Here is a 25,466-nt window from a genome sequence, read left to right on the forward strand (position 1 = left end):
GGTTCCGGCATGGTCATAGCGGGGCATGGCGAGGAATCGGACGTGACGGACAGGTCGAGCGGGCGCGAACTGGGCGCGTCCGGCAGGCAGCCGGTTACGCGTATCCACACCACCATCGCCCGCGACCTCGGCGTGGCGATCGTTAGCGGTCAGCATCAGCCGGGCGATATCCTGCCCGGTGAGGTCGAGTTCAGCGCGCAACTCAAGGTATCGCGCAGCGCCTATCGCGAGGCGGTGCGGATCCTCGCCGCCAAGGGGCTGGTCGAAAGCCGCACCAAGACCGGAACGCGCGTTAGCGAACGGGCGCGCTGGAACATGCTCGATCCCGAAGTACTCGCCTGGGCGTTCGTCAACGAGCCGCCTGAGGCATTCGTGCGCAGCCTGTTCGAACTGCGGCTCATCATCGAACCGGCGGCGGCGGCACTGGCGGCGACGCGTCGCAGCGCGGCGCAGCTCGCAAAGCTTGGTCATGCGCTGGAAGAAATGGGGCGGCATGGCCTTTCCACGCCGGCGGGGCGTCAGGCCGATCATGATTTCCACAATCTGATCCTGCTCGCGGCGGACAACGAACCGCTCGCCGCACTGTCAAGTACGATCACGGCGGCGGTGCGGTGGACCACGGTGTTCAAGTATCGCAAGAACGCGATTCCGCGCAGTCCGATCGACGATCATGGCGCGGTGTTCGAAGCGATCGCGGTGGGGGACGCCGCACAAGCGCGTGAGACGATGACGACACTGGTGTCGCTCGCGCTGGACGATACGCGAACCGTCTTGGGTGCATGACCGCGCTGCTTGAAAACCAGGGCTACTCGGATTACTCAGACAAAAGAGGTGCGAAATGCGGGCGATCAAGGTCAAGAACGAGGATGACGTCGCAGTCGCGATGGAGCCGCTCGCGGCGGGCGAGGTGATCCACGTGCACGACGCCGACGTGGTGCTGACCGATGCAATTCCGGCCGGCCATAAGTTCGCCGTGACACCGGTGGCAGCTGGTCAGCCGGTGCTGCGCTATGGCTTCCCGATCGGCACCGCGCGATCCGACATCGCGCCCGGCATGCACGTTCACACGCACAACGTTGCCACCGCGCTCGCCACCAACGGCAGCTATCGCTACGATCCGGCGCCGCCTGCGCCGGTGCAGGCGCCGAGCACGGCGACCTTCCGGGGCTATGTCCGCGCCGACGGATCGGTCGGCACGCGCAACGAAATCTGGATCATCCCCTCGGTCGGCTGCGTCGGTCGCACCGCCGAACGGATCGCCGCGCGCGCGAACGAGGGACTGCCCGCCGGGGTGGATGCGGTGGTCGCTTTCCCGCATCCGTTCGGCTGCTCGCAGCTTGGCGACGATCTTGCCGGCACCACGCGGATCCTCAGCGGGCTGGCGTCGCATCCCAATGCCGGGGGTGTGCTGCTGGTCGGACTGGGATGCGAATCCAATCAGTTGACCGGCATGCTCAATCTGATCCCGGCAGAACGGCGCGACCGCATCCGCGTGGTCGGCGCACAGGCCTCGGCGGACGAGATGGCGGAGGGGCAGGCCGCGATCGCCGAACTGGTCGCGCTGGCCGCGCAGGATGTGCGCACGGAGGTGCCGCTTTCCCGGCTGACGCTGGGGGTGAAGTGCGGCGGCTCGGATGGCTTGAGCGGTCTTACCGCCAACCCGGTGATCGGCCGCATCGCCGACCGGGTGGGCGATGCGGGCGGCAGCGTCATCCTCACCGAGATCCCCGAGATCTTCGGCGCTGAACAGATGCTGATGGACCGCTGCACCAGCCGCGAGACGTTCGATGCGCTGGTCGATCTGGTCAATGATTTCAAAGCCTATTTCGTCCGCAACGGTGAGCCGGTGTCGGAGAATCCCAGCCCCGGCAACATCCGTGGCGGCATCACCACGCTGGAGGAGAAGTCGCTCGGCGCGGTGCAGAAGGGCGGCCACGTCCCCGTCACCGACGTGCTGCCCTATGCCGGGCGGGTGCGACGTGCGGGGCTGACGCTGCTGGAGGCGCCCGGCAACGATGCCGTCTCTACCACCGCGCTGGCAGCGGCTGGCGCGACGCTGACATTGTTCTCCACCGGGCGCGGCACGCCGCTCGGCAGCCCGGTGCCGATCGTCAAGATCGCCTCCAACGCCGCGCTCGCCGCCGCCAAGCCCGGCTGGATCGATTTCGATGCGGGCGCGGTGCTCGACGACGGGCTCGACGTCGCCGCAGATCGCTTGCTCGATCGGATCGTCGCAATCGCCTCCGGAGAACCGACCCGCAACGAACGGAATGAGGAACGCGGGCTGGCAATCTGGAAACGTGGCGTTACGCTGTGACGCGCGCCTGACGCCGGTGAAACGGCTATACAGCGCCGGAAAACAGCAGTATCTGGCGAACAGCCCATATATTGGAAATCACTGATGAATCGGCAGATCGAGGCGAACAGCTTTCGACACAGAACCGACCAGACACGTGGAAGGGAGATGGATGAGCAGTTCGGCCGATGAAGCATTGACACCGGTTTCCGGCAATGGTGCTGCCGCAATGGCGCCCCCGTCCAGCCGCTACCGCTGGGTAATATGCAGCCTGTTGTTCGCAGTCACCGCGATCAACTATGTCGATCGCCAGATGATCGGCGTGCTGAAGCCGGTGCTCGCCAACGATCTCCACTGGACCGAGATCGACTATGCCAACGTCGTGTTCTGGTTCCAGTGCGCCTATGCGATCGGCTATATCGGGTTCGGGCGTTTCGTCGATGTGGTCGGCGCGCGTATCGGCTATACCGTCGCCTTCACGATCTGGACGCTGGCGCACATCGCGCACGGCGCGGTCAACACCATCACGCAATTCGCGATTGCGCGCTTCGCGCTCGGCATCGGCGAATCGGGCAGCTTCCCGGTCGCGATCCGCGCCGTCACTGAATGGTTTCCCGCGCGTGAACGTGCGCTGGCGATCGGCGTGTTCAACGCCGGCTCCAACGTCGGCGCGATCGTTACGCCGCTGCTGGTGCCGTGGCTGGTGGCGATCTACGGCGGCAACTGGCGCCCGGCGTTCGTCATCACCGGCGTGGTCAGCTTCGTGTGGCTGATCGCCTGGGTCATCATGTACCGTTCGCCCGCCAAGCACAGCCGCGTCACGCCGGAAGAATTGGCGTGGATCGAGCAGGACCCGGCCGACCCGACCACGCCGATGCGCTGGCGCGACATCATGCGCTTTCGGGAAACCTGGGCGTTCGCGATTGGCAAGTTCTGCATCGATCCGGTGTGGTGGTTCTATCTGTTCTGGCTGCCGGGCTATCTCGGCGACCGCTATCATCTTGATCTAAAATCGTTCGGGCCACCGCTGGTGGTGGTGTATCTGCTGTCCGATATCGGCTCGATCGCGGGTGGCTGGCTGTCGGGACGGTTGATGAAGGCGGGGTGGAGCGTCAACTCCGCGCGGAAAACCACCATGCTGATCTGTGCGTTCGCGATCCTGCCGATCTTCGCGGTTCAGTCGGTCGACAATCTGTGGGTGGCGGTCGGCATCATCGGGCTGGCGACGGCGGGGCATCAGGCATTCTCGGCCAACCTCTACACGCTGCCCTCCGATCTGTTCCCGCGCTCGGCGGTCGGATCGGTGATCGGCATCGGCGGTGCGCTCGGCGGGGTCGGGGGTATGATCTTCTCGCTGTACATCGGGCAGGTTCTCGACAAGCTCGGCAGCTACGCGCCGATCTTCCTGGTCGCCGCCGCCGCGTACTTCGTCGCGCTGCTGGTGGTGCACGTCCTCTCGCCACGCCTCGCGCGGGTGACGATCCCCGCCTGACACCATCGCTGAAGGGGTGCCCATGTTCGCTCGCACGCTTCGCATCGCCATCCTCGCCACCGCCTGCTGGTCCGGCGCGGCGATGGCGCAATCCGCCGAAGACGGTCTGCTGTTCTCGCTGTCGGGCGAACACGGCACCACCGCCGAGACCGGGCGTGGCGGCACCGCGCCGCTGATCGTCAGGAAGGTCGGCACCACGCCCGACGGGCGCGTCGGCAAGGCGCTGCGTCCGGCGTCGGGCTTCGCGCTGGCGTGGCCGGCGCCCGGCAACATGTATGCGCAAGCTGGTACGCTGTCGTTCTTCTTCCGCGCCGGCACGCCGGTCGGCACCACCCCGTTCCCGATCTTCCGCGCGGGCAGCGCGGACGGGACGAGCTGGGATATGACGTTCCTGCGTATCGACTGGAACGGCCACGGCTTCGACGCCTTTGTCACCGACACCGGCCTCGCGCGCACCCGCGTGTCGTTCCGGGTCGCCACGCCGCCCGCGCCGGATGCGTGGACGCACATCGCCTTCGCGTGGGACGAGCAGGGCGGCGTTCGGCTGTGGATCGACGGCAAGCCGGTCGCGCGGAACGAGCGCAAGGCGGTGTATGACGCCGGGCTGTTCGGCTTCGGCCCGTTTCAGCGCGTCATCGCCCCCTATCAGGTGCAGAGCGCGTACAATTACCTGCGCACCGGTGATATCGACGAGGTGCGTGTCTACGACCATGCGCTCGACGACGCCGCCGTCGCGAAACTCGCCCAAGCCGAGACGCCCGCCGCCGCAGCGCCGCCGCGCGCGCTCGCCGATGCGGCGGTGCGGGCCGACTGGGCGCAGCGTTACGGCTGGAACCAACCGAGCGCGCCGCTGTACCTCGCCGATCCGGTCACCGCGATCCGCAAGGTCGAGTTCACCGACACGCGCGACCAGAAGGAAAAGATGTTCCGCGGCGCCGATGGCATCCGCGAGACGACATGGCCCGGCGTCTACAACCGTTCGCGTCTGCTCGGCCGGCATGACTATTTCGAACTGCCCGACTGGAACGTCTACGCGACCGGCGGCCAGCATTACACGCTGACCCTGCCCGACGAGGCGTGGAACCGCGTCGAGATCAACGGCCCCGCCTATGGCACGCTGGCGCGCGAAAGCGGCGACGGCGCCGCCACCGTGCTGACCCGCGCCGCCGGGCTGGAACGCACCTCCACCCAGCTTGGCGGCGAACGCCACGGCGGCGTGATCCGCTTCGACAACACCGCGCAGGAAACTCCGATCGAGGAGATCGGCGTCTACCACGTCGCACCCGGCCAAGTGCCCGCCGGTCTGGCCAGCTTCGACTATGTGGTCGACCCCACCGCCGACCCGTCGGCTTATCCGCCGCTCGACGATGTGCGCGCGCATATCGCCGGCCGCTTCGTCGCGGACGAGCGCCGCATCGCCGTCGCTTTGCCTGCCGGTGCGCTGCGGCGGCCTGTCGTTGCCAGCGCTAGCGACGGGATGCCGATCGTTCACATCCTCGTCCCCGGCGATTTCCGCGATACCAGCCGGATCGGGCAGGGCGGGCGGTTCTCCTACGGTGCGGTCAATCTCGGCGGTGGCCTCGACGGCGTGGCGATCGACTTGCCCGCGCTGAAGGTGACGGCGGGGGTGGACGGCCTCGTGCCGCTCAACATCCGCGTCAAGGACCCGACGTGGGATGACCGCGACCTGCTCGACATCAACGTCGCGGTGAAGCCGGGCGAGGCGCGGACGCTGTGGCTCGACACGCGCGACCGTATCCTGCCCGAAGGCGCCAGCCTGCACATCGTCATCGCCTCGGCCGCGCCCGATTTCGATGCCGCAGCACTCGCCGGCACACACGTCCGCCTCGTCTACAAACCGGCCGCCGCCGCAAAGCCGGAACACGTCGCCGACCGGCTCGAGCAGGCGCGCGACAACCTCGCCTTCCTGGTCGAGGAACAGCCCAACACCGACACCTATCCGATCTTCACCCGCTACGCGCGCGACATCGGCGACGTGCTGCGGGTCGAGCCCGACAACGCGGTGGCGCGCGCCTATTGGGTCGAGAAGAACCCCGATCAGCCCTACGCCCCGCTCGCGCTGGAGCCAGCTCCCGCCGGCGTGCCTTTATGGGCGTTCCGCCAGACCGAGGACCTAAAGCTCTACCGCAAGTTCGTCGACTGGTGGATCGACCATCGCCAGATTGCCGATGGCGAGTTCGGCGGCGGGCTGTCCGACGATACCGATCTCGTCAACCAGTGGGTGCCGCTCGCGCTGATGGGGGTCGAGCCGGAGCGGCTCGCCGCCTCGCAGCGGCGGGTGCTCGACGCAACGTTCGAGAACGGCATGTGGTCGGACGGGCTCAGCCGCATCCGCGCCGACGAACTGCACAGCTACGAGGATGGTATCAACACCGTCGCGCAGGCGATGCAGCTCGACTGGGGCGACCCGAGCGCGATCGAGCGCGGCATGGCGGTGGCGCGCAACTATCAGCGGCTGACCGAGGTCAATCCCGCCGGGCACCGCCACTTCGTCACCTCCTATTACAGCGGCACCGATATCGTCCGCGAAGGCGTGTGGGGGTGGCAGAAGCCGTACAGCCTTCTGGTGCTGCACCCCGGGCTGCTGCTGGTCGATTACAACGGCGCACCGGCAGTGAAGACCACCGTGCTGGGTGTGCTCGACGGCTGGCTCGCGCATGGCAAGCAGGACAATAAGGGCAACTGGCGCTTCCCTGCCGAGATCGAATGGAAGACCGACGCTGCCACCGGCAATGGCGTGGCGAGCGCCGCGAATGCGTTCTGGGCAGCATGGGACTGGACTGGGGACGCGCGCTATCTGCGGCCGATGGCCAGCGACATGGCGAGACATGACCTCAGTGCGGTGTCGGCGCTCAACGCCGATCTGATGGCGCGCACGCCGGACGGCCCTGCGCTCGCGGCCGCTGTGGCGGCGGGTAAGGTAGCGGGCGAGGGTGGCGCGATCGACCGCAATCTCGGCGGATCGACCGACAAGGACTTCGCACGCTTCGTGACCTGGCAGCAGCGCGGCGACACCGGCATCCTCGCCGATCTGTACGGCGCGGAAATCCTTGCCGATCGCCACCGTATGCCGGTCCTCACCGATGCGCATCTGTGGTCGGACCGCGTGGCGGTGCCGAGCGAGATCCTGCAACGCACCCGGCTTGGCGGCGTCGCGCATCGCCGCAATGCTTATTACCCGGGCAATCTGGTGCGCTGGCGCTTCGATGGCGCAGTGTCGGCGGAGCAGGTCGGCATCCTCATTCCCAATGGCGATCCCGAACGCTTCACCGTCACCACCTTCAACATGGCGGCGACCCCGGCTAGCGCGACGATGACCGGCGACCAACTCGCCGCCGGCACCTGGCGGCTGACCGAGCGCGACGGCGATGCCGCGCCGGTGGTGCGGGAGGTGACGCTCGAACACGGTCGCGGTGTGGCGCTCACACTGCCTTCGCGCCAGACCGCGACCTATGCGTTCGAACGGATTCGCGCCGGCGACGAACCCGCGACCCGCCCCGACATCGGCCTGTCGGCGGACGACCTTACGCCTGCGCGCGGCAAGCTCTCGGTCACCGTGCACAGCCTCGGTGCGAAGCCGACGCCGCCCGGCACCGCCACGCTGACCGACGCAACCGGCCGCACGATCGGCAGCGCGCGCTTTGCCGGCCTCGCCGCGCCGCTCGACCTCCTCCCCAAGACCGCGACCGTCGCGCTGCCGCTGCCACGCGGCGTCGCGGCGAACGGCCTGCGCGTGACGCTCACGCTCGACGGTACGCCGACGGAGACTAGCGCCGCCAACAACACCGCCGTCGTCGGCAGCCACATCGCCGACGCATTCGGCCTGCCGCCGCGTCAGGCGCTGAACGGCACCACCCTTTCCGCACCGCGTCCGTCCCACTAAGGATGGCGCATTCCTGCTCCTCTTCGCGAAACGGCCCGCCTGCATGACCAAACCGCTCACGCTCCACCCCGACCGGCTGTTCCCGGCCGAGCCGACCGTCCGCGACATCGCCCGGCGGCTGTATGCCGGCGTCAAGGATCTGCCGATCATCAGCCCGCACGGCCATACCGATCCGTCGTGGTTCGCCAACAACGAACCGTTCAGCGACCCCTCGTCGCTGCTGATCGTGCCCGACCATTATGTGTTCCGCATGCTGTTCAGCCAGGGCACCGCGCTGGAGCAGCTCGGCGTGCCGACCGTCGACGGCAGCCTGACGAGCACGGATTCGCGGAAAATCTGGCATCTGCTTGCTGCGAACTATCACCTGTTCCGCGGCACGCCGTCACGTATGTGGCTCGACTGGGTGTTCGCGGAGGTGTTCAAGCTCGACGTGCTGCTCGATCCCGAAACCGCCGACCACTACTACGACACGATCGACGCCGCGCTGAAGACGCCCGAGTTTGCCCCGCGCGCGCTGTTCGAACGCTTCAATATCGAGGCGATCGCCACCACCGAAAGCCCGCTCGATCCGCTCGTCCACCACGCCGCCATCCGCGCGAGCGGCTGGGGCGGGCGCGTCGTCACCGCCTATCGCCCCGATCCGGTGGTCGATCCCGAGGCCGCCAACTTCGCCGAGAATGTGCGCCGCTTCGGCGAAACCGCCGGCGAAGACGTATCGACCTGGGACGGCTATCTCGCCGCGCATCGCTTCCATCGTGCGCGCTTCCGCGAGGCGGGGGCGACCTCGACCGATCACGGCCACCCCTCGGCCCGCACCGCCGACCTGTCGCCCGAGGATGCTGCCGCTTTGTACCTGCGCGTGCTGGCCGGCGCGAGCCCGCAGGACGCCGAGCTGTTCCGTGCGCAAATGCTCACCGAAATGGCGGGGATGAGCACCGAGGACGGCATGGTGATGCAGCTTCACCCCGGCGTGCATCGCAACCACAACGCCGCCGTGCTGGCGCGCTTCGGCCGCGACAAGGGCGCCGATATCCCCACCGAGGGCGAGTTCGTCGATGCGCTCAAACCGCTGCTCGACCGCTACGGCACCGATCCGCGCTTCACCTTGATCCTGTTCACGCTGGATGAGGATACCTACAGCCGCGAACTGGCGCCGCTCGCCGGCCATTATCCCTGCCTCCGCCTCGGCCCGCCATGGTGGTTCCACGACAGCCCGGAGGGGATGCGTCGCTTCCGCGAGCGCACCACCGAGACCGCCGGTTTCTACAACACGGTCGGCTTCAACGACGATACCCGCGCCTTCCTGTCGATCCCGGCGCGGCACGATGTCGCGCGGCGGATGGACTGCGTGTGGCTCGCGCAGCTCGTCGCCGAACATCGCCTGCCCGAGGACGAGGCGCACGAAGTCGTCCACGCGCTTGCCTATGATCTCGCCAAGGCGGCGTACAAGCTGTGAGGTTGTCGAATGAAACGCTAGGGCGCGTCCCCGCCACCGTAGCCCACCCGGCCTATGACCGGGCGGGCGTAAAGCGCGGCGTGGTGCATCTCGGCATCGGCGCGTTCCACCGCGCGCACCAAGCGGCGTATTTCGAGGCGGCGCTTGCGGCGGGCGATCTGCGCTGGGGCATCACCTCGGTTTCGCTGCGCTCGGCGGGCGTGCGTGACCAGTTGGCGCCGCAGGATTGCCTGTATGCGCTGGTGGTGCGCGATGGTGATGCCCGCACCACCGCGATTGTCGGTGCGGAACAGGCGGTGCTGGTCGCGCCCGAAGATCCGCAGGCGGTGATCGACGCGCTCGCCCACCCGGACGCGCGGATCGTCACGCTGACGATCACCGAGAAAGGCTATAAGCTTGATCGCGCCACCGGCACGCTCCTGTCGGACGATCCGGATGTGGCGGCGGACTGCGCCTCGCTCGCGGCGCCGCGTACCGCGCCGGGCTTCCTTGCCGCCGGCCTCGCCGCGCGTCGGGCGGCAGGTTTGGGGCCGCTGACGGTGATTTCGTGCGACAACCTGCCGCACAACGGCAAGCTGCTGCGCGATGCGGTGCTGGCGGTGGCGCGGGCCAATGATCCCGCGCTGGCAGACTGGATCGCGAACGAAGTGGCGTTCCCCGCCTCGATGATCGATCGCATCGTGCCGGCCACCACGCCGGAGGATATTGCCGCGCTTGCCGCCGATCTCGGTGTTGAAGATCGCGCAATGGTCAAGACCGAACCTTTCACGCAGTGGGTGGTCGAAGACACTTTCGTGACCGAACGGCCCGACTTTAGTGCGCTTGGCGTGCAACTCACCAAATCGGTCGCGCCTTGGGAGGACGCCAAGCTGCGCCTGCTCAATGGCGCGCATTCCGGCATTGCCTATCTCGGCGCGCTGGCCGGCGACGATTTCGTCCACCAGTTCGTCGCCACCCCCGCCGGGCGTGGCTTCGTGGAGGCGTTGTGGGATGAGGCGCAGACGACGCTGAACTCGCCCGACGGGCTCGACATCGCTGCCTATCGCGTTGACCTGATGGGCCGGTTCGCGAACTCCGCGCTCCAGCACCGCACCCGCCAGATCGCGATGGACGGATCGCAGAAACTGCCGCAACGCCTGCTCGCGACCATCGCCGGGCGGCGCGCGGCGGGCCAGTCCGCCGATGCGCTGGCGCTGGCGGTGGCGGCGTGGATGCGCTGGCAGTCCGGGCAAACGGATGTCGGCGAGCGCTTTACAGTCGATGATCCGGCCGCCGCGCACCTTGGTGCCTTGTCGGCTGGCGCGGCCGATGCGGCTGAGCGCGTCGATGCCTTGCTGGGCTTCTTCGGCTTCGCCGCCGACGCGGACCTGCGTCAGACGATCGTCGCACACCTCGACGTGCTGGAGCAGGACGGCGCACGTGCCGCAGTCAGCCCGTATGGGTGATGCCGCACGCGCGCTTGATAGGCTGATCTACCTCGCTCGCTTTGTAGAACTTCATCCCGAAGTGTGTTGCGCATTGCCATAATATGCAACACTATCCCGAATGACACCGGGTACAGCGATGCCCGGCCAGCGGGAGAGGCATGTGACAACGGGGCACGGGTTCAGGCACGCAGTTCTGCTGGCGGCGGCCGCGCCGCTGGTTTTCCTTTCACCGGCGTTGGGCCATGCCGCCCCGGTGCAGCCGCCGGCGACGGCAACCACGTTCGATGCCAAGCACATTCCCGAGCCTGCGCGGGTGCTCGCGCTGCTCGACGCTACGGCGGCCAAGCAGATCGCCGTTCTGCGCGATCGCAAACTCGCGCTAACCGGCGATGTGGTGCAGACGCTCACCGCCAACTGGATCTCCGCCGCGTTCCTCACCGCGCTGACGCGGCTCACGCGCGTTTCGGATGCGTCGGGCGGCAACGCGATGCTGCAAGATACCGCGCAGCACTTCAACTTCGCCTTGCAAGGCAATCAGTCCGCACATTCGATGCTCGATGCGGACAACATCGCGCTCGGCGAAACCTATCAGGAACTGTACGCACGCAGCGGCTGGGAAGGCGAACTCGCGCCGCTCAAGCAGCGGCTCGACTACGTCACGCCGTATCTCCAACTCGATCCCGCGCCGAACCGGCTGGTGTGGTGGTGGTGCGACGCGCTGTTCATGGCGCCGCCGGTGTTCGCACGCATGTCGGTGCTGACCGGCGATCCGGCCTATCTCAAGGCCGCCGATACGCAGTGGTGGCGGCAGACCGAGCGGCTGTGGTCGCCCGCCGATGGCCTGTATTTCCGCGACGCGCGCTTCATCGATCGCCGCAGCAAGAACGGCAAGCGCGTGTTCTGGTCGCGCGGCAACGGCTGGGTAGTCGGCGGCATCGCGCGCGTGCTCGAATCAATGCCGGCCGATTACCCGAGCCGCCACAAGTATGTCGACACGCTGCGCGCCATGTCGGCCAGTCTTGCGAGGCTGCAACGCCCCGACGGCCTGTGGAGCGCCAATCTGCTTGATGCGCAGGATCCTCCCGGCGCGGAAACCTCTGGCTCTGCGTTTTTCGTCTATGCGATGGCCTGGGGGATCAACCACGGCCTGCTCGATCGCAAAGCCTACCTGCCGGTGGTGCTGCGCGGCTGGTCGGCGCTGGCGGGGGCGGTGCAGCCCGACGGTCTGCTCGGCTATGTGCAGTTGCCGGGCGATCAGCCGTGGCCAACCAAGGCGGACGATCACGCGATGTACGGCACCGCCGGGTTGATCCTCGCCGGGCTCGAGGTGATGAAGCTTGGTCAGCCGGTCACGGCGCTGCCGCTCGCCGAGCCGCGCCGCCAGCCCGCGCCGCCGGCATGGGCGCCGCCGCCGGTCCCCGCCGATGCCACGCCCGAACAGCGCGCCGCCTATCAACGCCGCATCGCCGAGCATCAGGCGGTCGCCGACCTTGCGTTCGAGCCGTCGCGCGACATGCCGGGCGCGCAGCCACCGCGCGCGGACGGCATCGTCAATCCGCGCATCTCGCTGCCGCTGAAGACGCCGCCCCCCGACCAGCAGGCCGCGCGCGCCACCGTGCGGTTCGCGCCGTACCGCTTCGACGATATCCTGTGGGAAAACGACCGCACCGCGCATCGCATCTACGGCCCCGCCTTGGAGGCCGAGGAGCCGCCGTCAAGCTCCGGCATTGATGCGTGGGGCAAGCTGGTGGCGTGGCCGTTCATGGAACGCCAGCTCGCCACCGGCAAACAGCATGACTTCCACGGCGAGGGAATCGACTTCTACAACGTCAACACCTTCCGTGGCGCCGGCGGCCTTGGCGTGTGGTACGATCACAAACTGTGGACCTCGCGCAATTGGGCGCACCACACGATCCTGAAGGATGGGCCAGATGTGGCGGACTTCAGCGTCGATTATGCGCCGTGGCCGGTCGATGTCGGCCGCAAGGTGTGGGAGTCGCGTCGCTTCACGCTGCCGACCGGCACCAACTTCACGCGGATGGTGTCGACCTTCCAATCCGACAGTCCCGCACCGCTGCTGGTCGGCATCGGCATCCAGAAGCGTCCCACCGCCAACGCACCGGCGCGCTACGTCGCCGACAAGGCGACCGGCCGCTTCACCTTCTGGGGGCCGACCGATCCCGACAAGGGCGCGATGGGTGTCGCGCTGATGGTCGACCCCGGCCAGATCGCCGAAGTGACCGAGGATGCCGACAACTACCTCGTCGTGGTGAAGGTCACGCCGGGCAAGCCATTCGTCTATTATATGGGTGCGACGTGGAGCAAGGGCCGCGACTTCCATGATCCGGCGTCGTGGGAAGCCTATGTGAAGGGGCAGAACCCGAGCTTCGCGGTGCCGGCGGCGGGGAAGTGAGGCACCCGCACGCTCAGCGCGCCTCAGTCCAGCGTCTCGCAAGCCTCGCCGATCGCCGCGTAGATCGCGTCGAGGTCGGCATCGTCGATGCAATAGGGGGGCATCACGTAAACGGTGTTGCCGAGCGGCCGTAACAGCAGGTCGCGGCTGCCGAAAAACGCCAGCAGACGCGGGCCCAGCGCGGACAGGTACCCGCCGCCGGCATCGGCGATCTCCAGCGCGGTGACGGTGCCGATCTGCCGCTTCGCCGAGATACGCGGATGGTCGAGCGCCGCCAGCCGCGCAGCCTGCCGCGCGCTCAGGCTGGCGATGCGGGTGGCTACCGGCTCGTCGCGCCAAACACCAAGATTGGCGAGCGCGGCGGCGCAGGCGATCGGGTTGGCGGTGTAGCTTGACGAATGGAAGAACATCGCCGCGCGGTCCTGTGAGAGATGCGCCTGGTACACCCCCTCGCTCGCAATCGTCACCGCGAGCGGGACCGCGCCGCCGGTCAGCCCCTTGGACAGGCACAGGATGTCGGGCACCACGCTCGCCTGTTCGCACGCCAGCAGCGTGCCGGTGCGGCCCCAGCCGGTCATCACCTCATCGGCGATGAACAGCACGCCGTGCGCTGTGCAGATGTCGCGCAACGCCGCCAGCACCTGCGGCGAATAGATCAGCATGCCGCCCGCGCCGAGCAGCAGCGGCTCGACGATGAAGGCGGCGGGCTGCTCGCGGCACGCCGCCTCCAGCGCGTCTAGCGTCGCCTGCTCGTGACCGGCGGCGGGGAAGGGGATCGTGCCTACCTCAAACAACAGCGGCGCATAGGCCCGGTTGAACACACCGCGCGCGCCGACCGACATCGCCCCGATCGTATCGCCGTGATAGCTGTGTTCGAGCACGAGAATGCGGCTGCGCGCTTCGCCGCGATTGGCGAAATAGCCCAGCGCCATCTTCAGCGCGACCTCGACGCTGGTCGACCCGGAATCGGAATAAAACACCCGCGTCAGCGCGTCCGGCAGCAGGTCGTTGAGGCCGCGTGCGAGCGCCTCGGCGGGTTCGTGCGTCCAGCCGGCGAAGATGATCTGATCGAGCTTCGTCGTCTGTTCGGCGATCGCCGCCATGATGCGCGGGTGGGCGTGGCCATGCGTCGTCACCCACCACGACGAGATCGCATCGACGATCCGCCGCCCGTCCGCCGTGTAGAGCGCCGCCCCCTCGGCATGCGTGACGAGCGGGATTGGCTCGCCGAGGCCATGCTGCGTGAAGGGGTGCCAGACGGGGGAGTCGGTCACGCGAAATCCTCCAGCTGGAAATGCTGTGCAAATGCTGCGCGCAGCGTAGCGGGGTCGAGCGGATCGAGACGCGGCAACCGCCCGAGCCTTTTCACCCTGCCGATCGCCGTGATCGTCGCCTCGCTATCCTCGTTGGCATCACCCGTGAACGCGATGCCGAGGATCGGCACGCGCCGAGCGCGAAGCGCCTCGATCGACAGCAGGCTGTGGTTGATCGTGCCGAGCGCGGTGCGGGCGACCAGCACGACCGGATGCCCCCAGCGCGCGAACAGATCGGCGAACAGCACCGTGCGCGTGACCGGCACCAGCACGCCACCAGCGCCTTCCACCACAAGGGGGCCGTCAACCACAGGTGGGGTGAGCCGGTCGAGATCGATCGTCACCCCGTCGATCTCGGCGGCGCGGTGCGGGGAGCATGGGGTGTTGAGCCGGTACGCCTCGGGCAGGATCTTCGTCACGCCAAGCGCGGCGGTGCGCGCAGCATCGGTGCCGTCGTCCAGCCCCGCCTGAACCGGCTTCCAGTAGGTCGCGCCGAGCGCGGCGGCGAGGCCCGCGGAGAACACGGTCTTGCCCGCATCGGTGTCGGTGCCGGTAACGACGATCGTGCTCATGCCAGTGCCTCCATGATTGCGCGCGCCAGCCCATCGATCGCCGCTTCATCCGTGTTGAGCGTCACCGAAATCCGCAGCCGCGCCGCGCCCACCGGCACCGTCGGCGGGCGGATGCCGCGCACGTCGTAGCCGGCGGCCTGCACCGCGCCCGCCACGCGCATGGTCGTCGCGTCATCGCCCAACACCAGCGGAAGGATCTGCGATCCGGTAGCCGCAACCCCGCACACCGCCAGCCTATGCTCGGCGTAAGCGACCAGCGCATGCAACCGGTCGCGCCGTTCAGGCTCGTCGACGAGGATGCGCAGCGCGCCGCGTACCGCGCTCGCCATCAGCGGCGACGGCGCGGTCGAGAAGATGAAACCGCGCCCGCGATTGACAAGGAAGTCGCGCACCGTCGCCGGCCCGCAGACCAAGGCACCCTCGCAGCCGAGCGCCTTGCCACAGGTGCGCAAGGTGACAACGTTCTCGCGCCCCTCGTACGCTGCCGCCAGCCCACGCCCGCCCGGCCCGAACACGCCGGTCGCGTGCGCCTCGTCGATCAGCAGGAATGCGTCGTGCCGGGCCGCCACGCTGGCGAGTTCGGCGAGCGGCGCGTGGTCGCCATCCATACTGTACAGGCTCTCCACCGCGATCCACGCCCGGCCAGTGCCGCCGCGCGCGCGCCACGCGGTGATCGCGTCATCGAAGCTGCCAGCATCATTATGCGCCGCCGCGACCGCCTCGCCCCGGCCAAGCCGCATCCCCTCATGCGCGCTGGCGTGGATCAGCGCGTCGTGCACCACCAGATCGCCACGCTGCGGTAAGGTGCCGAGCAGCGCGGCGTTGGCGGCATAGCCGCTCGAGAACCACAAAGTCGCCTCGCAGCCGAAGAACGCTGCCGCGTCCGCCTCCAGCGCGTCATGCTCGGGATCGTTACCGCGCAGCAAGCGCGACCCGCCCGATCCGACCGACACGCCCCGCGCCAGCGCCTCCGCAATCGCGGTGCGTAGCCGGGGTGAGTCGGCAAGGCCGAGATAATCGTTCGAGGAGAAGTCGGCACCGCGCCGGGGCATCAGAGCGCGCAGCCGGTCGCGCGCGGCGAGATTGGCAAGATCGTCAACATGGGCGGCAAGGATCGACATGGCCGCTGTTCGTTAAAGCAGTTGGGGAAATCCTCAACCCGGCCGCCTGCGCCGCGGCGCTGGACAAGCTCTGCCGACCCGCTACCCCGGGCGTGCAACCGGGAGAACTGCATGTCGTCGTCCAAACAGGGGGAATCGAACCTCGTCATCTTCGCGGCGCTGGCCGCCAACCTCGGCATCGCGGTTGCGAAGTTCATCGCGGCGGCGGTCAGCGGGTCGTCGTCGATGTTGACGGAGGGGTTCCACTCGGTCGTCGACAGCCTCAATCAGGTGCTGCTGCTCTACGGCCAGCATCGCGGCAAGCGCCCGCCCGATGTCGATCATCCGTTCGGCTATGGCCGGGAGCTGTATTTCTGGAGCTTCGTCGTCGCGATCCTGATCTTCGCGGTCGGCGCCGGCGTGTCGGTGTACGAGGGCTTCGTCCACATCCAGGAGCCGGAGCCGCTGCTGGACCCGCTGGTCAACTATATCGTGCTGGGCGTGGCGTTTGCGCTGGAGGGGACATCATGGGTCCTCGCGATGCGCGAGTTCAGCGCGGACAATCGCGGGCGTGGCTGGTGGTCGGCGATCCGCCGATCAAAGGATCCGGCCGGGTTCATCGTGCTGTTCGAGGATTCCGCCGCGCTCGCCGGTCTCGTCATCGCCGCCGCGGGTGTGTGGGCGAGCCACCACTTCAACGATCCGCGCATCGACGGCGTCGCCTCGGTGCTGATCGGCGTGCTGCTCGGGCTGATCGCGATGCTGCTCGCGCGCGAGGCGAAGGGTCTGCTGATCGGAGAGGGCGCGGACCCGGCGATCGTGGCGGAGGTGCGCAAGATCGTCGACGGTTATCCCGCCATCACATCCGTCAACCATGTCCGCACCATCCACACCGCGCCCGACAGCGTGTTCGTCGCGATCAGCGCGGATTTCGAGGATCATGTCACGATGGGTGACGCCGAGACGATCATCGAGACGATCGAAACCGATCTCAAGACGCGCCTGCCGATGCTGTCGTCGATCTACATCCGGCCGGAGAAACGCGAAAACGCCGCGATGTTGCCGGTCGATGCGCCAGCAAGCGGGAACGCCTAGGCCGGCACGATCTCGATGATATCCAGCATGGATTCAAAGCGCGGCGCGGGCAGCACCAGCCGCCAGCGCCTGTCACCGATCCGCTCGATATAGCCGGCCATGTCGCGCAACCGGTCCTGTCCATAGCGGAACGGCTTGATCTCGTCGCCATACACCATCGTGCCGAGGAAGATCGCACGCGGGCCGTCGGCATAGAGCAGGCCAGCGGGGCGCTGCACGCCCCCGGTCTTGCGGAATGCGGTGAGCGCGCCGGCAGGCGCGATTTCGCAGTCGGACGGCTCGAAGGCGGTGAAATCCGCCATCGCGGTTCCCGCCGCGCCGATCTTGTACACGGTGCAGCGATAGGCACCGGCGGGCGGCAGCGGATCGGTCAAGGCACGGTCCGGATCGACCAGTTCGCCGAGCCGGTCGATATCGGCGCCGCGTCCACCCTTGCGCGCCTTCGCCACGGCGGCGAGCCAGGTGTCGCGCCAGCCGCGTACGCGATCACGATCCTCGTCGGTGGCGACGAGTTGCCAGTTCTCATCCGGCGCGACCGTCGGCGCAGTGGGCGCGGCCGACGATGCGGTTTCGACGCGCGTCTTCGCCCCGCAGCCGAGCAGCGCCGCGCAGCCGCAGAGAAGGGTGGCGAGCGTGGCTGTCTTCAAGCGACCGTCTTTCCTGTCATCACCCCAGCACCTAACCACGCACGCGGCAGCTTGCCAAGGCCGCGTGCGTGGTTCCGACTGGTGCTGCAGGGGGCGGGGAAACGATCAGGCCGCCGTCCACCCGCCATCCATCGACAGGTTCGCGCCGGTGATCGACGCCGCCTCGTCGCGGCATAGGTACAGCGCGAACGCGGCGACCTGCTCCACCGTCACGAACTGCTTGGTCGGCTGCGCGTCGAGCAGCACGTCGTTCATCACCTGCTCGCGCGTCATGTTCCGTGTCTTCATCGTATCGGGGATCTGCTTCTCGACCAGCGGCGTCCACACGTATCCCGGCGAGATGCAGTTCACCGTCACGCCGAACGTCGCCGTTTCCAGCGCGATCGTCTTGGTCAGGCCGGCGAGGCCGTGCTTGGCGGTGACGTAGGCCGACTTGCCCGGGCTAGCCACCAGCGAGTGCGCCGAGGCAGTGGAGATGATCCGCCCCCATTTCGCTGCCTTCATCAGCGGCACGGCGGCGCGCATCATGTGGAACGCGGAAGTGAGATTGATCGCGATGATCGCGTCCCACTTCTCGATCGGAAAATCCTCGATCGGCGAAACGTACTGGATGCCGGCGTTGTTGACGATGATGTCCGGCCCGCCGATCTCGTCGTGGCAGCGCTTGACCATCGCCGCGATCTCGTCCGGCTTGGTCATGTCGGCGGCGTCGTACAGCGCCTTGGCGCCGCTGGTCGCCTCCAGGGCGGCGCGCTCCTTCTCGATGTCGCCGGCATCGCCGAAACCGTTGATGACCACGCTCGCGCCTTCCGCCGCGAACGCCTTGGCATAGGCGAGGCCGATGCCCGAGGTGGAACCGGTGACGATCGCGGATTTGCCCTTGAGGAACATCAGCTTTTCTCCGTTGTCTTAAGGGAATGTTGCGGGTGGGCGGTCAGGTCGAACGCGGCGCTTTTGCCGGTCTCGATATTCTCCGCGACGAGGCGGGCGTTGGCCATCGTCTCCTGCACCGCCGCCAGCCCGGCGCGCCAATGTTCCTCCATCGTGCGCGCGGAAAACTCGAAATCGCGTGAGCCACCCTCCCACGCGTTGGCACGGTAGATCAGTTGCACGAGGTTGACCGCATCCTCCTGCGACCGTGCCGCCAGCGCGAGCACATCGGGATCGGAGGCGAGGTCCGTCGGCAGCTTGGCGAGCACCTTGCGCGCCAGTTCACGGTCCTTGCGGATGCGCAGATACTGGTCGGACACCTGCCGGGTGCGGCTGGAGAACTGGATCTCCTTCTGCCGCGCCATCACGTCCATAATGGTGCGCGGCCGCTCCGCGATCGAGGAGAACAGATCGACCTGAAACGCCAGCAGGTCAGACGTCTGGTTGTCTAGCACGTAGGACAGCGGCGTGTTGGAGACGATGCCGCCATCCCACCACAGTCGACCGTCGATCTCGACCGGCGGCAAGCCCGGCGGCAACGCGCCCGATGCCATGATGTGCCGCGCGTCGATCGTATCGGTGGCGGTGTCGAAGAAGCGGAAGTTCCCGCTCTCGACATCGACCGCGCCGACCGACAGCCGCACCGGCCCGTGGTTGAGCAGATCCCAGTCGACGAACGCATCGAGCGTATCACGCAGAGCGCCTGAGTCGTAGAAGCTCAGCGCCTCCGCCGTTCCGGCCGCGGCGAACACCGGCGATACCGCGCGCGGCGCGAAGAAGCCCGGCACGCCTGTCGCCAGCACGAACCCGGCCGACCATTCGTGCAGTGCCTCGCGGATGTGATCGTTGGGGAAGATCGGGAAACTCGGCAGGCCGCTGGTCAGCAGCGCCCAGAATGCGCGAAGCTGCTCGACGCGCTTGCCCGGCGGGTTGCCCGCGACGATCGCGGCATTGGCCGCGCCGATCGAGATGCCCGCCACCCAGTCGATCTCGATACCGCTGTCGGCCAGCCCCTCGATCACGCCGGCCTGGTAACTGCCGAGCGCGCCGCCGCCCTGCAACACCAGCGCCACCGTCTCGGGTAGCGGCAGTGCCTTGGCGTGGCGTTTCGGGCGCTGGTGGGGTTCGCGATCGGCCATGGCGGGGGCATGCGCCGGAGCGACGCGGCGATCAACGACAGTTTGATGACAACCGCGTCATTCTCACGGCACAGGCGGCAATGTCCTGATTCGCCGTTCGATCAGTAATAATCGGCAGGGTTCGGCGTCGGCGCATTGCAGGCGCGGGTCCGGCCATGCTTGCAGGCGTAGACCTGTTCCCGCCACGCGGCCATCGCATCGGCGTAAGCGCGGCGCTGATGCTGATAATGCGCCTGATCGCGCATCGCCTCTCGGTGGTTCGCGCGCACCGAGCGTTCGTACGCGGCAACGTCGCGTTGATATTGCGCCTGGTTCGCTGCGTTGATCGCGTCGGCGGCGGTCGGCATCGCCGCGTGCGCCGCAGCCTCGGCATTGGCGGACTGCGTGGTCTGCGGGCTGGACTGTGCCTGCGCGGCAGTTGCAACCAGTGGCAGCAGGACGGCGAGCGTCAGAAAGGCCTTCATTGTGAGCACTCCAAAATGGATAGGCCCGAAACGATCCAATTACGGCACCGTTCCGATGTAAAGTATGTCATCTTCCGTCGTTCATGTGATGAAAGGGCGGCGCGCGAACGGCTGGCGTGGACGCGAATTCGTCACGCCCTTGCAACGTCTTTGGCATCCGCGCATTCAGCCCGCAACGAATGTCATGCGTGAGGAGGGCCAGCGCGATGCGTCTCGACGATTTCGATCCCAACATCAACGTCGAGGATCAGCGTGGGCAGGGCGGTGGTGGCCTTGGTGGTTTCGGCGGCGGTGGCGGCGGCATGCTGTTCGGCCTGTTGCCCCTCGTGATGAGCCGGTTCGGATGTGGCGGCGTAGTGGTGCTGCTGATCGTGATGGCGGTGTTCGGCGGCCTGGGCGGCCTCGGCGGCGGTGGCGGGCACTCCAGCGCGCCGAGCGAGCAGAGTGCGAGCCACGGCACCGATACCAAATCGAGCTGCACCCTCGATGCGGGCAGCAAGGTGGCATGCAACGCCTTCAGTTCCGCCGACAAGACTTGGGCGGCGATCTTCCAGCAGTCCGGCCAGCAGTTTTCGCAACCCAAGCTGGTGTTCTATTCCGGCAACGGCCGGTCGGGCTGTGGCGCCGCGCAAAGCGCGATGGGGCCATTCTACTGCCCGGAGGATCGCGGCATATACCTCGACACCAGCTTCTTCGACGAACTTGCCAATCGCTTCGGCGCGAAGGGTGATTTCGCGCAGGATTACGTGATCGCACACGAATTCGGCCATCACATCCAGAACCTGCTCGGCACTTCCGACAAGGTTGCGCAGGCCGAGCGGCAGGGTAGCAAGACCGAGGGTAATCGGATGTCGGTACGGCTCGAATTACAGGCGGATTGCTTCGCCGGCGTATGGGCCGCGCACAACCGCGACCGGCTCGATCCGGATGACGTGCAGGAGGGCATGACCGCCGCGCAGGCGATTGGCGACGATACGTTGCAAAAGCAGTCGCAAGGCCGGGTCGTGCCGGACAGCTTCACCCACGGCACGTCGGCGCAGCGTCAGCATTGGCTCAAGACCGGTCTCGACAGCGGCGACCCCGCGCAGTGCGATACCTTCTCTGGAGATATTTGAGCAGACAAGCGTGTCCGGCCGATGGCCTACACGCTGCCGAACTTGTATCGCCGCAAAGAGTGAGCGGTGTTCGTGCCGGTTGCGGGACGAATACTGCTCACTGACCGCCGTTTTAACGTTCCGTTCGCGAACCTTAGCTGAAAATTGCTATCGCGTAGTCGTATATAGCTTGGCGTAGCCTCGCCCAAACGGCACTTTGCGAACGCTAATCGCCGTGATGTGACACGATAGCCTGCCGTAGCCGTACGATTTACATTACGTAACGTCGCCGAATTGGCACTGCCCCGTTTGCAATCTGCAACAAAAAAGCGGGCGCCGCGAACGGCACCCGCTTTCGGTAACTAGGCAATCCCCGGCGCACCAGACGCCGGGCGCTTCTCAGTACGTGCCCGAGAAGCTCTGATTCAGCCCGCGCGGACCTTGCGCCGTATCACCGCTCTGATTGCGATCTTGCGCGTTGCCCTCTCCGAAGAACGCGGTGTTGCGTTCCTCGTCGCGCCAGTGCGCCTTGGCTTCGGCCGCTGTCTTGCGGACGGTGATCTGCTTGCCGTCAACCGAGTCGATCCAGCGCGACGGGATCGAATGGTGATGGCCACCCGCTGCCGGATCATTCTTGGTCAGCAGAATGCGATCGCCGCGCACCTTGTCAACGGTGCCGATGTGTTCGCCATCGGAGCCGATGACATCCATATGCTCCTCGACCTTGGTCAGCGCGCTACGCTGCGTCTGGCGCTCGGTACGCCAGCTGCCAAACTCGTTCTCGAACTTGGAGCGGTTCTCGGTGCGATACTCGTGATAGTCGCGGTCGAGCGCGTCGATCTGGCTGCGGCGCCACTGGTGGTAGTCGTCGTCGCGTCCATGTGCCGACGCGCCATAGCGGCTATGATCGTTGCTGCTGCGGTCGTCACGGCCGTCATAGCGCGCGTCCATGTTGCGGCGACGCTCGGCTTCCTCGTCACCGAACCACGAGCGAACCTCGTCACCGGCGCGATCGAAGAAACCGCGATCCTCATAGTCATAGCCTTGCGGCTGACGACCATAGTCGCGACCAGTCGCCGGGCGATCGCGTTCCTCGACGTAGCGGTGGCCGCCGCTGCCGTAGCTGCCGCGATACTCACCGCCGCCCTGACGCTGGCCGCGCGCGTAACCGCCGTCACGGCCATAGCCCTGCTGCGGATACGAGTCGCGTCCGTAATCTCGGTTGCGATCCTGCCCGCCGCGCTGGCCATAGCCCGCACCGCGGTCGCGATCATATGCGCCGGCAGCCTGGTAGTCGCGGGCGCTGGAGTAGGAATAGTCGCGGCCTGAGCCGTAGTCGCGACCCTGGATATCGGGATCGGGGCGCGTGTAATAATCGTCGGCGTTGCTGTTGTTGGGGTAGCGTTCGTAACCCATGATGGCGTCCTCCTGAGACGGTCCTGGCGTCTGGCCCGGCATCATCGCCTGTTTGCCAGGTGCTACGAAAAGAAGGGATGAGCGCGCCGATTGTTCCAGATCAAGTGGCGAACGTCGCGCACGCCGCCGCATGAGCGATGCAGCCTGCCGCAAGGCATTTTGCGCGTGAGACTGGTTGCATCGTCCGGAAACCGCAGGTAAACGCGATCTACCGCGTCCACCGGGTGGAACGGGGCTGTAGCTCAGATGGGAGAGCGCTGCAATCGCACTGCAGAGGTCAGGGGTTCGATTCCCCTCAGCTCCACCAACCCACAAGGCGTTGGTTTATGGTGACATTTTTTCCTCCTTTACTGCCATCGTGCGCGGAGCGGTTCCGGTGTGTTTCCGGTGCAACGTGCCGGGCGCAAGGCGCTCAAGCTCGCTGATCACCTCATTCAGCGCCGTCACGACGGTGCCAAACTCGCCGATTGCGTAGACCTCGGTCTGACTGGGGCTGCGATGCCCCATGAAGCCCTGCAGATCCCAGGCGGAAGCGCCGCGATTGCGGACGATCGTCGCCAGGCTGTGCCGTAGAATGTATGAGCGCCACTCGCGGCCGGTCGGGAGATCGAGCTCGGCGAGCATCGTATCCCAAGCTCGATCGACCGACTTGATTGCGCGACCGTGGTAGTTGACCAGCCAGCCTCGGCCGACGCGCTTCTCCGGCGCGAGCGCCATGTACGTCGCGTAGTCTTCATCGAGCCAGCGGTTCAGCAGCGGCAGCACCGGGAGTGTCGGCCGAAATTTCTTCGTCTGCACACGCCCGGTGGGATTGAGATCGATCAACGGCAGGCCCGGAGCCCACTGCGATCGCTCCGGATCGACGCAGATGTCTGTCACCGAGCTGGGCCGCGCGATCGTGCAGATCGAGCCGATCAGGAATGCGTGCAGCGATTCGCGCGACTTGCCCGGCTCGGCCGCGTAGCGCAGCATCGTCGCCAGCTCAGAAAGGCCAATCCTAGATCGCCGCGTTCGCTGAACCTTCTCGCTCGCCTTCGGCTTGAAGACCGGCCGCTTGTCCGAGCGCGGCGGATCGGCGTTAGCGGCGTGGTTGAGCACCGCCGCGACCTGCGCGATTGACATCTCAGTCGATGATGCGGAACGCGGGCGCGAAACTGTGATCTCGCCCTTGCCGTTGCGCCACACGGCGGGCTGTTTCGCCGACCAGGCGCGAAACGTCTTCGCAAAGGTCGCCGTGCACGCGGCTGCACACGTCGTCGCGATGCCGAACCGCCCTTCGCCTCCGAGCGCTTCCTCAGCGTCGAGGAAGTCGAGCACGTGCTTCAGCCGGGCTTCGATCGATGTCGCGGAGGCAAGATGATCGCCGTGCTCGAGCCGGTAGTCTGCGATGGCGTCGGTCAGCAGATACGATTCGGCGCGCGCGATCGGCTGGCCGCACGCGTGGCAGAACGCGGGCGCTTCCTCAGCGTCGGCAAGGTAGCGGCGATCGAGCGCTAGGATTGCGGCACCCTCTTCCGCCGTGCGCGCAGAAGCGCTGCGGACACGTCCTGCATCGGGATCGTACCAGAAGATTGTGAGATTAGGCGACCGGAGAACTCCGTCGGCGCTCCGGTCCCAATCGAGCCAGTATTTCCCCCGCCGATAGATTGGCGCCGCGCGTGCCGGCATCGTCCCTGTTCCTTTAGATATTCGGCCTTCGCCTGTTGCAGCACCTCGAACACGCCGAGGCTCGCAAGCAAGTCGAGATCGGGCGGCTCCAGGCGCACGCCCTTTCCAATATCGACGGCGCGGCTGAGTTTCTGATCGAGCTTGACGATTGGAGCAGTCATTCTGCGATTCCCCTGGGCGTTGCGGACTGGCGTGTCGCATCGGACTGCTCGCAGTGAAGAAGTGGAAGCTGGACGCCCTCGTGCGGATAGGCGCGATCGAGCGCGCGGCATTCTTGGCAGGTGCAAGGCTGGACAGCCTCGCAAGCTTCATCGCGAGCTATCTGGGCGCGTTTGGCCATCAGTATTCCGGCCATAGTCCGCCGCGCTCGTCATCGCATGGCTCGCAGATGTCACCCTCGATGCTGAGACTTGGCTGGCCGCATATTCGGCACGGCGTTGCCGCGCTGGTATGTTCGAGCGGCCGAAAGGCGACCGTGCGGGGCCAATCGATTTCGTCGGCGAACGCAGCCGGCAGGACGCGCAAATCTCGGTCGATCGTGATGAGCTGCACGCGCTCATCGAGACATGGTGGATCGAATGCGTCGATTTCGCGGAAGCGAAGCGCATCGACATAGGTTTGCGCTGGCCAGCTGAGACCATCGGCTTCGATAGTTCCATGAAGCATCACGCCAACCCCAGCGCTTGCTTGTAGGTTTCGAGCAGCATGTCCGCCTCGTCGCGGTGGTGCTTCTCCATCTTGCGCAGGCGGACAATCGTGCGGATCGTCTTCACGTCGAAGCCGGTAGACTTGGCCTCGCCATAGACATCGGCGATGTCGTCAGCGATGCCCTTCTTCTCTTCCTCGAGACGCTCAATGCGCTCGATGAGAAGGCGCAGCTGGTCGGCGGCGATGTTCTCGCTCACAGGCCGAACAGCGCACGAAGCGCCGCCTCCAGATTGCCTTGTACCGCGACGATTGCGAAGCCGAGCGCCATGCCGCCGGCGAACAGCGCGGAGCTGCGCGTGACTTGGTTCATCGGACGCCGGCATTTGGGGCAG

22 protein-coding genes and 1 tRNA gene are annotated in these 25,466 nt (G+C 66.8%); 11 read left to right on the forward strand and 12 right to left on the reverse strand.

Translation table 11 applies throughout. The features are described from left to right. Window positions 1–9 precede the first annotated feature (9 nt). The 7 genes from L8F97_RS09520 to L8F97_RS09550 all read left to right on the forward strand — a co-directional run bounded on the left by L8F97_RS09520 (window position 10) and on the right by L8F97_RS09550 (window position 12,988). Window positions 10–783, forward strand: coding sequence for a FadR/GntR family transcriptional regulator (locus L8F97_RS09520; protein ID WP_277924883.1), 774 nt, complete (start codon window positions 10–12; stop codon window positions 781–783). A 55-nt stretch (window positions 784–838) separates the two neighbouring features. Continuing rightward, the gene (locus tag L8F97_RS09525) at window positions 839–2,317 is read left to right on the forward strand and encodes a UxaA family hydrolase (protein ID WP_242148845.1); all 1,479 of its coding nucleotides are present in this window, start codon (window positions 839–841) and stop codon (window positions 2,315–2,317) included. Window positions 2,318–2,525: 208 nt separating this feature from the next. After that, window positions 2,526–3,788 (forward strand): MFS transporter, encoded by a 1,263-nt coding sequence (locus L8F97_RS09530; protein ID WP_242149095.1) that lies wholly within the window; start codon window positions 2,526–2,528, stop codon window positions 3,786–3,788. 22 nt (window positions 3,789–3,810) lie between these two features. Next, complete coding sequence (locus L8F97_RS09535) at window positions 3,811–7,692, forward strand: LamG domain-containing protein (protein WP_242148847.1); 3,882 nt, start codon at window positions 3,811–3,813, stop codon at window positions 7,690–7,692. 43 nt (window positions 7,693–7,735) lie between these two features. Continuing rightward, entirely contained in the window at window positions 7,736–9,148 is a 1,413-nt protein-coding gene (gene uxaC, locus L8F97_RS09540) for a glucuronate isomerase (RefSeq protein WP_242148849.1), read from the forward strand. Continuing rightward, window positions 9,145–10,593, forward strand: a complete 1,449-nt coding sequence (locus L8F97_RS09545) for a mannitol dehydrogenase family protein (RefSeq protein ID WP_242148851.1) — start codon at window positions 9,145–9,147, stop codon at window positions 10,591–10,593. The genes uxaC and L8F97_RS09545 overlap by 4 nt, the downstream gene beginning before the upstream one ends. A gap of 142 nt (window positions 10,594–10,735) precedes the next feature. After that, window positions 10,736–12,988: a glycoside hydrolase family 88 protein gene (locus L8F97_RS09550; RefSeq protein ID WP_242148853.1), complete on the forward strand. Its 2,253-nt coding sequence runs from the start codon at window positions 10,736–10,738 to the stop codon at window positions 12,986–12,988. A gap of 23 nt (window positions 12,989–13,011) precedes the next feature. On the opposite strand, the gene L8F97_RS09555 is transcribed toward L8F97_RS09550, so the two are convergent. Genes L8F97_RS09555 through L8F97_RS09565 form a run of 3 tightly spaced genes read right to left on the reverse strand, consistent with a single transcriptional unit; the run spans window position 13,012 to window position 15,994 of the window. After that, window positions 13,012–14,262: an adenosylmethionine--8-amino-7-oxononanoate transaminase gene (locus tag L8F97_RS09555; protein ID WP_242148855.1), complete on the reverse strand. Its 1,251-nt coding sequence runs from the start codon at window positions 14,260–14,262 to the stop codon at window positions 13,012–13,014. After that, a complete protein-coding gene (bioD, locus tag L8F97_RS09560; RefSeq protein ID WP_242148856.1) occupies window positions 14,259–14,873 on the reverse strand; it encodes a dethiobiotin synthase in 615 nt (204 codons plus the stop codon). The genes L8F97_RS09555 and bioD overlap by 4 nt, the downstream gene beginning before the upstream one ends. Further along, window positions 14,870–15,994, reverse strand: coding sequence for an 8-amino-7-oxononanoate synthase (locus tag L8F97_RS09565; RefSeq protein WP_242148858.1), 1,125 nt, complete (start codon window positions 15,992–15,994; stop codon window positions 14,870–14,872). The genes bioD and L8F97_RS09565 overlap by 4 nt, the downstream gene beginning before the upstream one ends. A gap of 111 nt (window positions 15,995–16,105) precedes the next feature. Between L8F97_RS09565 and L8F97_RS09570 the strand changes: the two genes are divergently transcribed. Further along, window positions 16,106–17,068, forward strand: coding sequence for a cation diffusion facilitator family transporter (locus tag L8F97_RS09570; RefSeq protein WP_242148860.1), 963 nt, complete (start codon window positions 16,106–16,108; stop codon window positions 17,066–17,068). Here L8F97_RS09570 and L8F97_RS09575 read toward each other — a convergent pair. From L8F97_RS09575 to L8F97_RS09590, 4 genes are all read right to left on the reverse strand, one after another. Continuing rightward, window positions 17,065–17,715, reverse strand: coding sequence for a DUF4893 domain-containing protein (locus tag L8F97_RS09575; protein WP_242148862.1), 651 nt, complete (start codon window positions 17,713–17,715; stop codon window positions 17,065–17,067). The genes L8F97_RS09570 and L8F97_RS09575 overlap by 4 nt on opposite strands. Window positions 17,716–17,820: 105 nt before the next feature. Beyond that, window positions 17,821–18,606 carry a 3-hydroxybutyrate dehydrogenase gene (locus L8F97_RS09580; RefSeq protein ID WP_242148865.1) on the reverse strand — a complete coding sequence of 262 codons (786 nt, stop codon included), beginning with the start codon at window positions 18,604–18,606 and terminating at the stop codon, window positions 17,821–17,823. After that, window positions 18,606–19,784 carry a patatin-like phospholipase family protein gene (locus L8F97_RS09585; protein ID WP_242148866.1) on the reverse strand — a complete coding sequence of 393 codons (1,179 nt, stop codon included), beginning with the start codon at window positions 19,782–19,784 and terminating at the stop codon, window positions 18,606–18,608. Before L8F97_RS09585 ends, L8F97_RS09580 begins: the two co-directional genes overlap by 1 nt. 101 nt (window positions 19,785–19,885) lie before the next feature. Beyond that, window positions 19,886–20,248 (reverse strand): hypothetical protein, encoded by a 363-nt coding sequence (locus tag L8F97_RS09590; protein ID WP_242148868.1) that lies wholly within the window; start codon window positions 20,246–20,248, stop codon window positions 19,886–19,888. A 206-nt stretch (window positions 20,249–20,454) separates the two neighbouring features. Between L8F97_RS09590 and L8F97_RS09595 the strand changes: the two genes are divergently transcribed. Then, complete coding sequence (locus tag L8F97_RS09595) at window positions 20,455–21,363, forward strand: neutral zinc metallopeptidase (protein WP_242149096.1); 909 nt, start codon at window positions 20,455–20,457, stop codon at window positions 21,361–21,363. A gap of 378 nt (window positions 21,364–21,741) precedes the next feature. On the opposite strand, the gene L8F97_RS09600 is transcribed toward L8F97_RS09595, so the two are convergent. Further along, complete coding sequence (locus L8F97_RS09600; protein ID WP_242148870.1) at window positions 21,742–22,758, reverse strand: DUF2171 domain-containing protein; 1,017 nt, start codon at window positions 22,756–22,758, stop codon at window positions 21,742–21,744. A gap of 231 nt (window positions 22,759–22,989) precedes the next feature. On the opposite strand from L8F97_RS09600, the gene L8F97_RS09605 reads away from it, so the two are divergent. Then, window positions 22,990–23,065, forward strand: a tRNA-Ala gene (locus L8F97_RS09605). A 17-nt stretch (window positions 23,066–23,082) separates the two neighbouring features. On the opposite strand, the gene L8F97_RS09610 is transcribed toward L8F97_RS09605, so the two are convergent. Beyond that, the gene (locus L8F97_RS09610; protein WP_242148872.1) at window positions 23,083–24,075 is read right to left on the reverse strand and encodes a tyrosine-type recombinase/integrase; all 993 of its coding nucleotides are present in this window, start codon (window positions 24,073–24,075) and stop codon (window positions 23,083–23,085) included. A gap of 39 nt (window positions 24,076–24,114) precedes the next feature. Between L8F97_RS09610 and L8F97_RS09615 the strand changes: the two genes are divergently transcribed. Next, window positions 24,115–24,255, forward strand: coding sequence for a hypothetical protein (locus L8F97_RS09615; RefSeq protein WP_242148874.1), 141 nt, complete (start codon window positions 24,115–24,117; stop codon window positions 24,253–24,255). On the opposite strand, the gene L8F97_RS09620 is transcribed toward L8F97_RS09615, so the two are convergent. From L8F97_RS09620 to L8F97_RS09630, 3 genes are all read right to left on the reverse strand, one after another. After that, on the reverse strand, window positions 24,252–24,587 hold the full coding sequence (locus L8F97_RS09620) for a hypothetical protein (RefSeq protein ID WP_242148875.1): 336 nt from the start codon (window positions 24,585–24,587) through the stop codon (window positions 24,252–24,254). The two genes, L8F97_RS09615 and L8F97_RS09620, sit on opposite strands and share 4 nt — an antisense overlap. 178 nt (window positions 24,588–24,765) lie before the next feature. After that, window positions 24,766–25,092, reverse strand: coding sequence for a hypothetical protein (locus tag L8F97_RS09625; RefSeq protein WP_242148877.1), 327 nt, complete (start codon window positions 25,090–25,092; stop codon window positions 24,766–24,768). After that, window positions 25,092–25,331: a DUF2312 domain-containing protein gene (locus L8F97_RS09630; RefSeq protein ID WP_242148879.1), complete on the reverse strand. Its 240-nt coding sequence runs from the start codon at window positions 25,329–25,331 to the stop codon at window positions 25,092–25,094. Before L8F97_RS09630 ends, L8F97_RS09625 begins: the two co-directional genes overlap by 1 nt. Window positions 25,332–25,466: the final 135 nt, after the last annotated feature.

The sequence above is a fragment of the Sphingomonas sp. BAUL-RG-20F-R05-02 genome (genome assembly GCF_022662305.1).
GTDB lineage: Bacteria > Pseudomonadota > Alphaproteobacteria > Sphingomonadales > Sphingomonadaceae > Sphingomonas.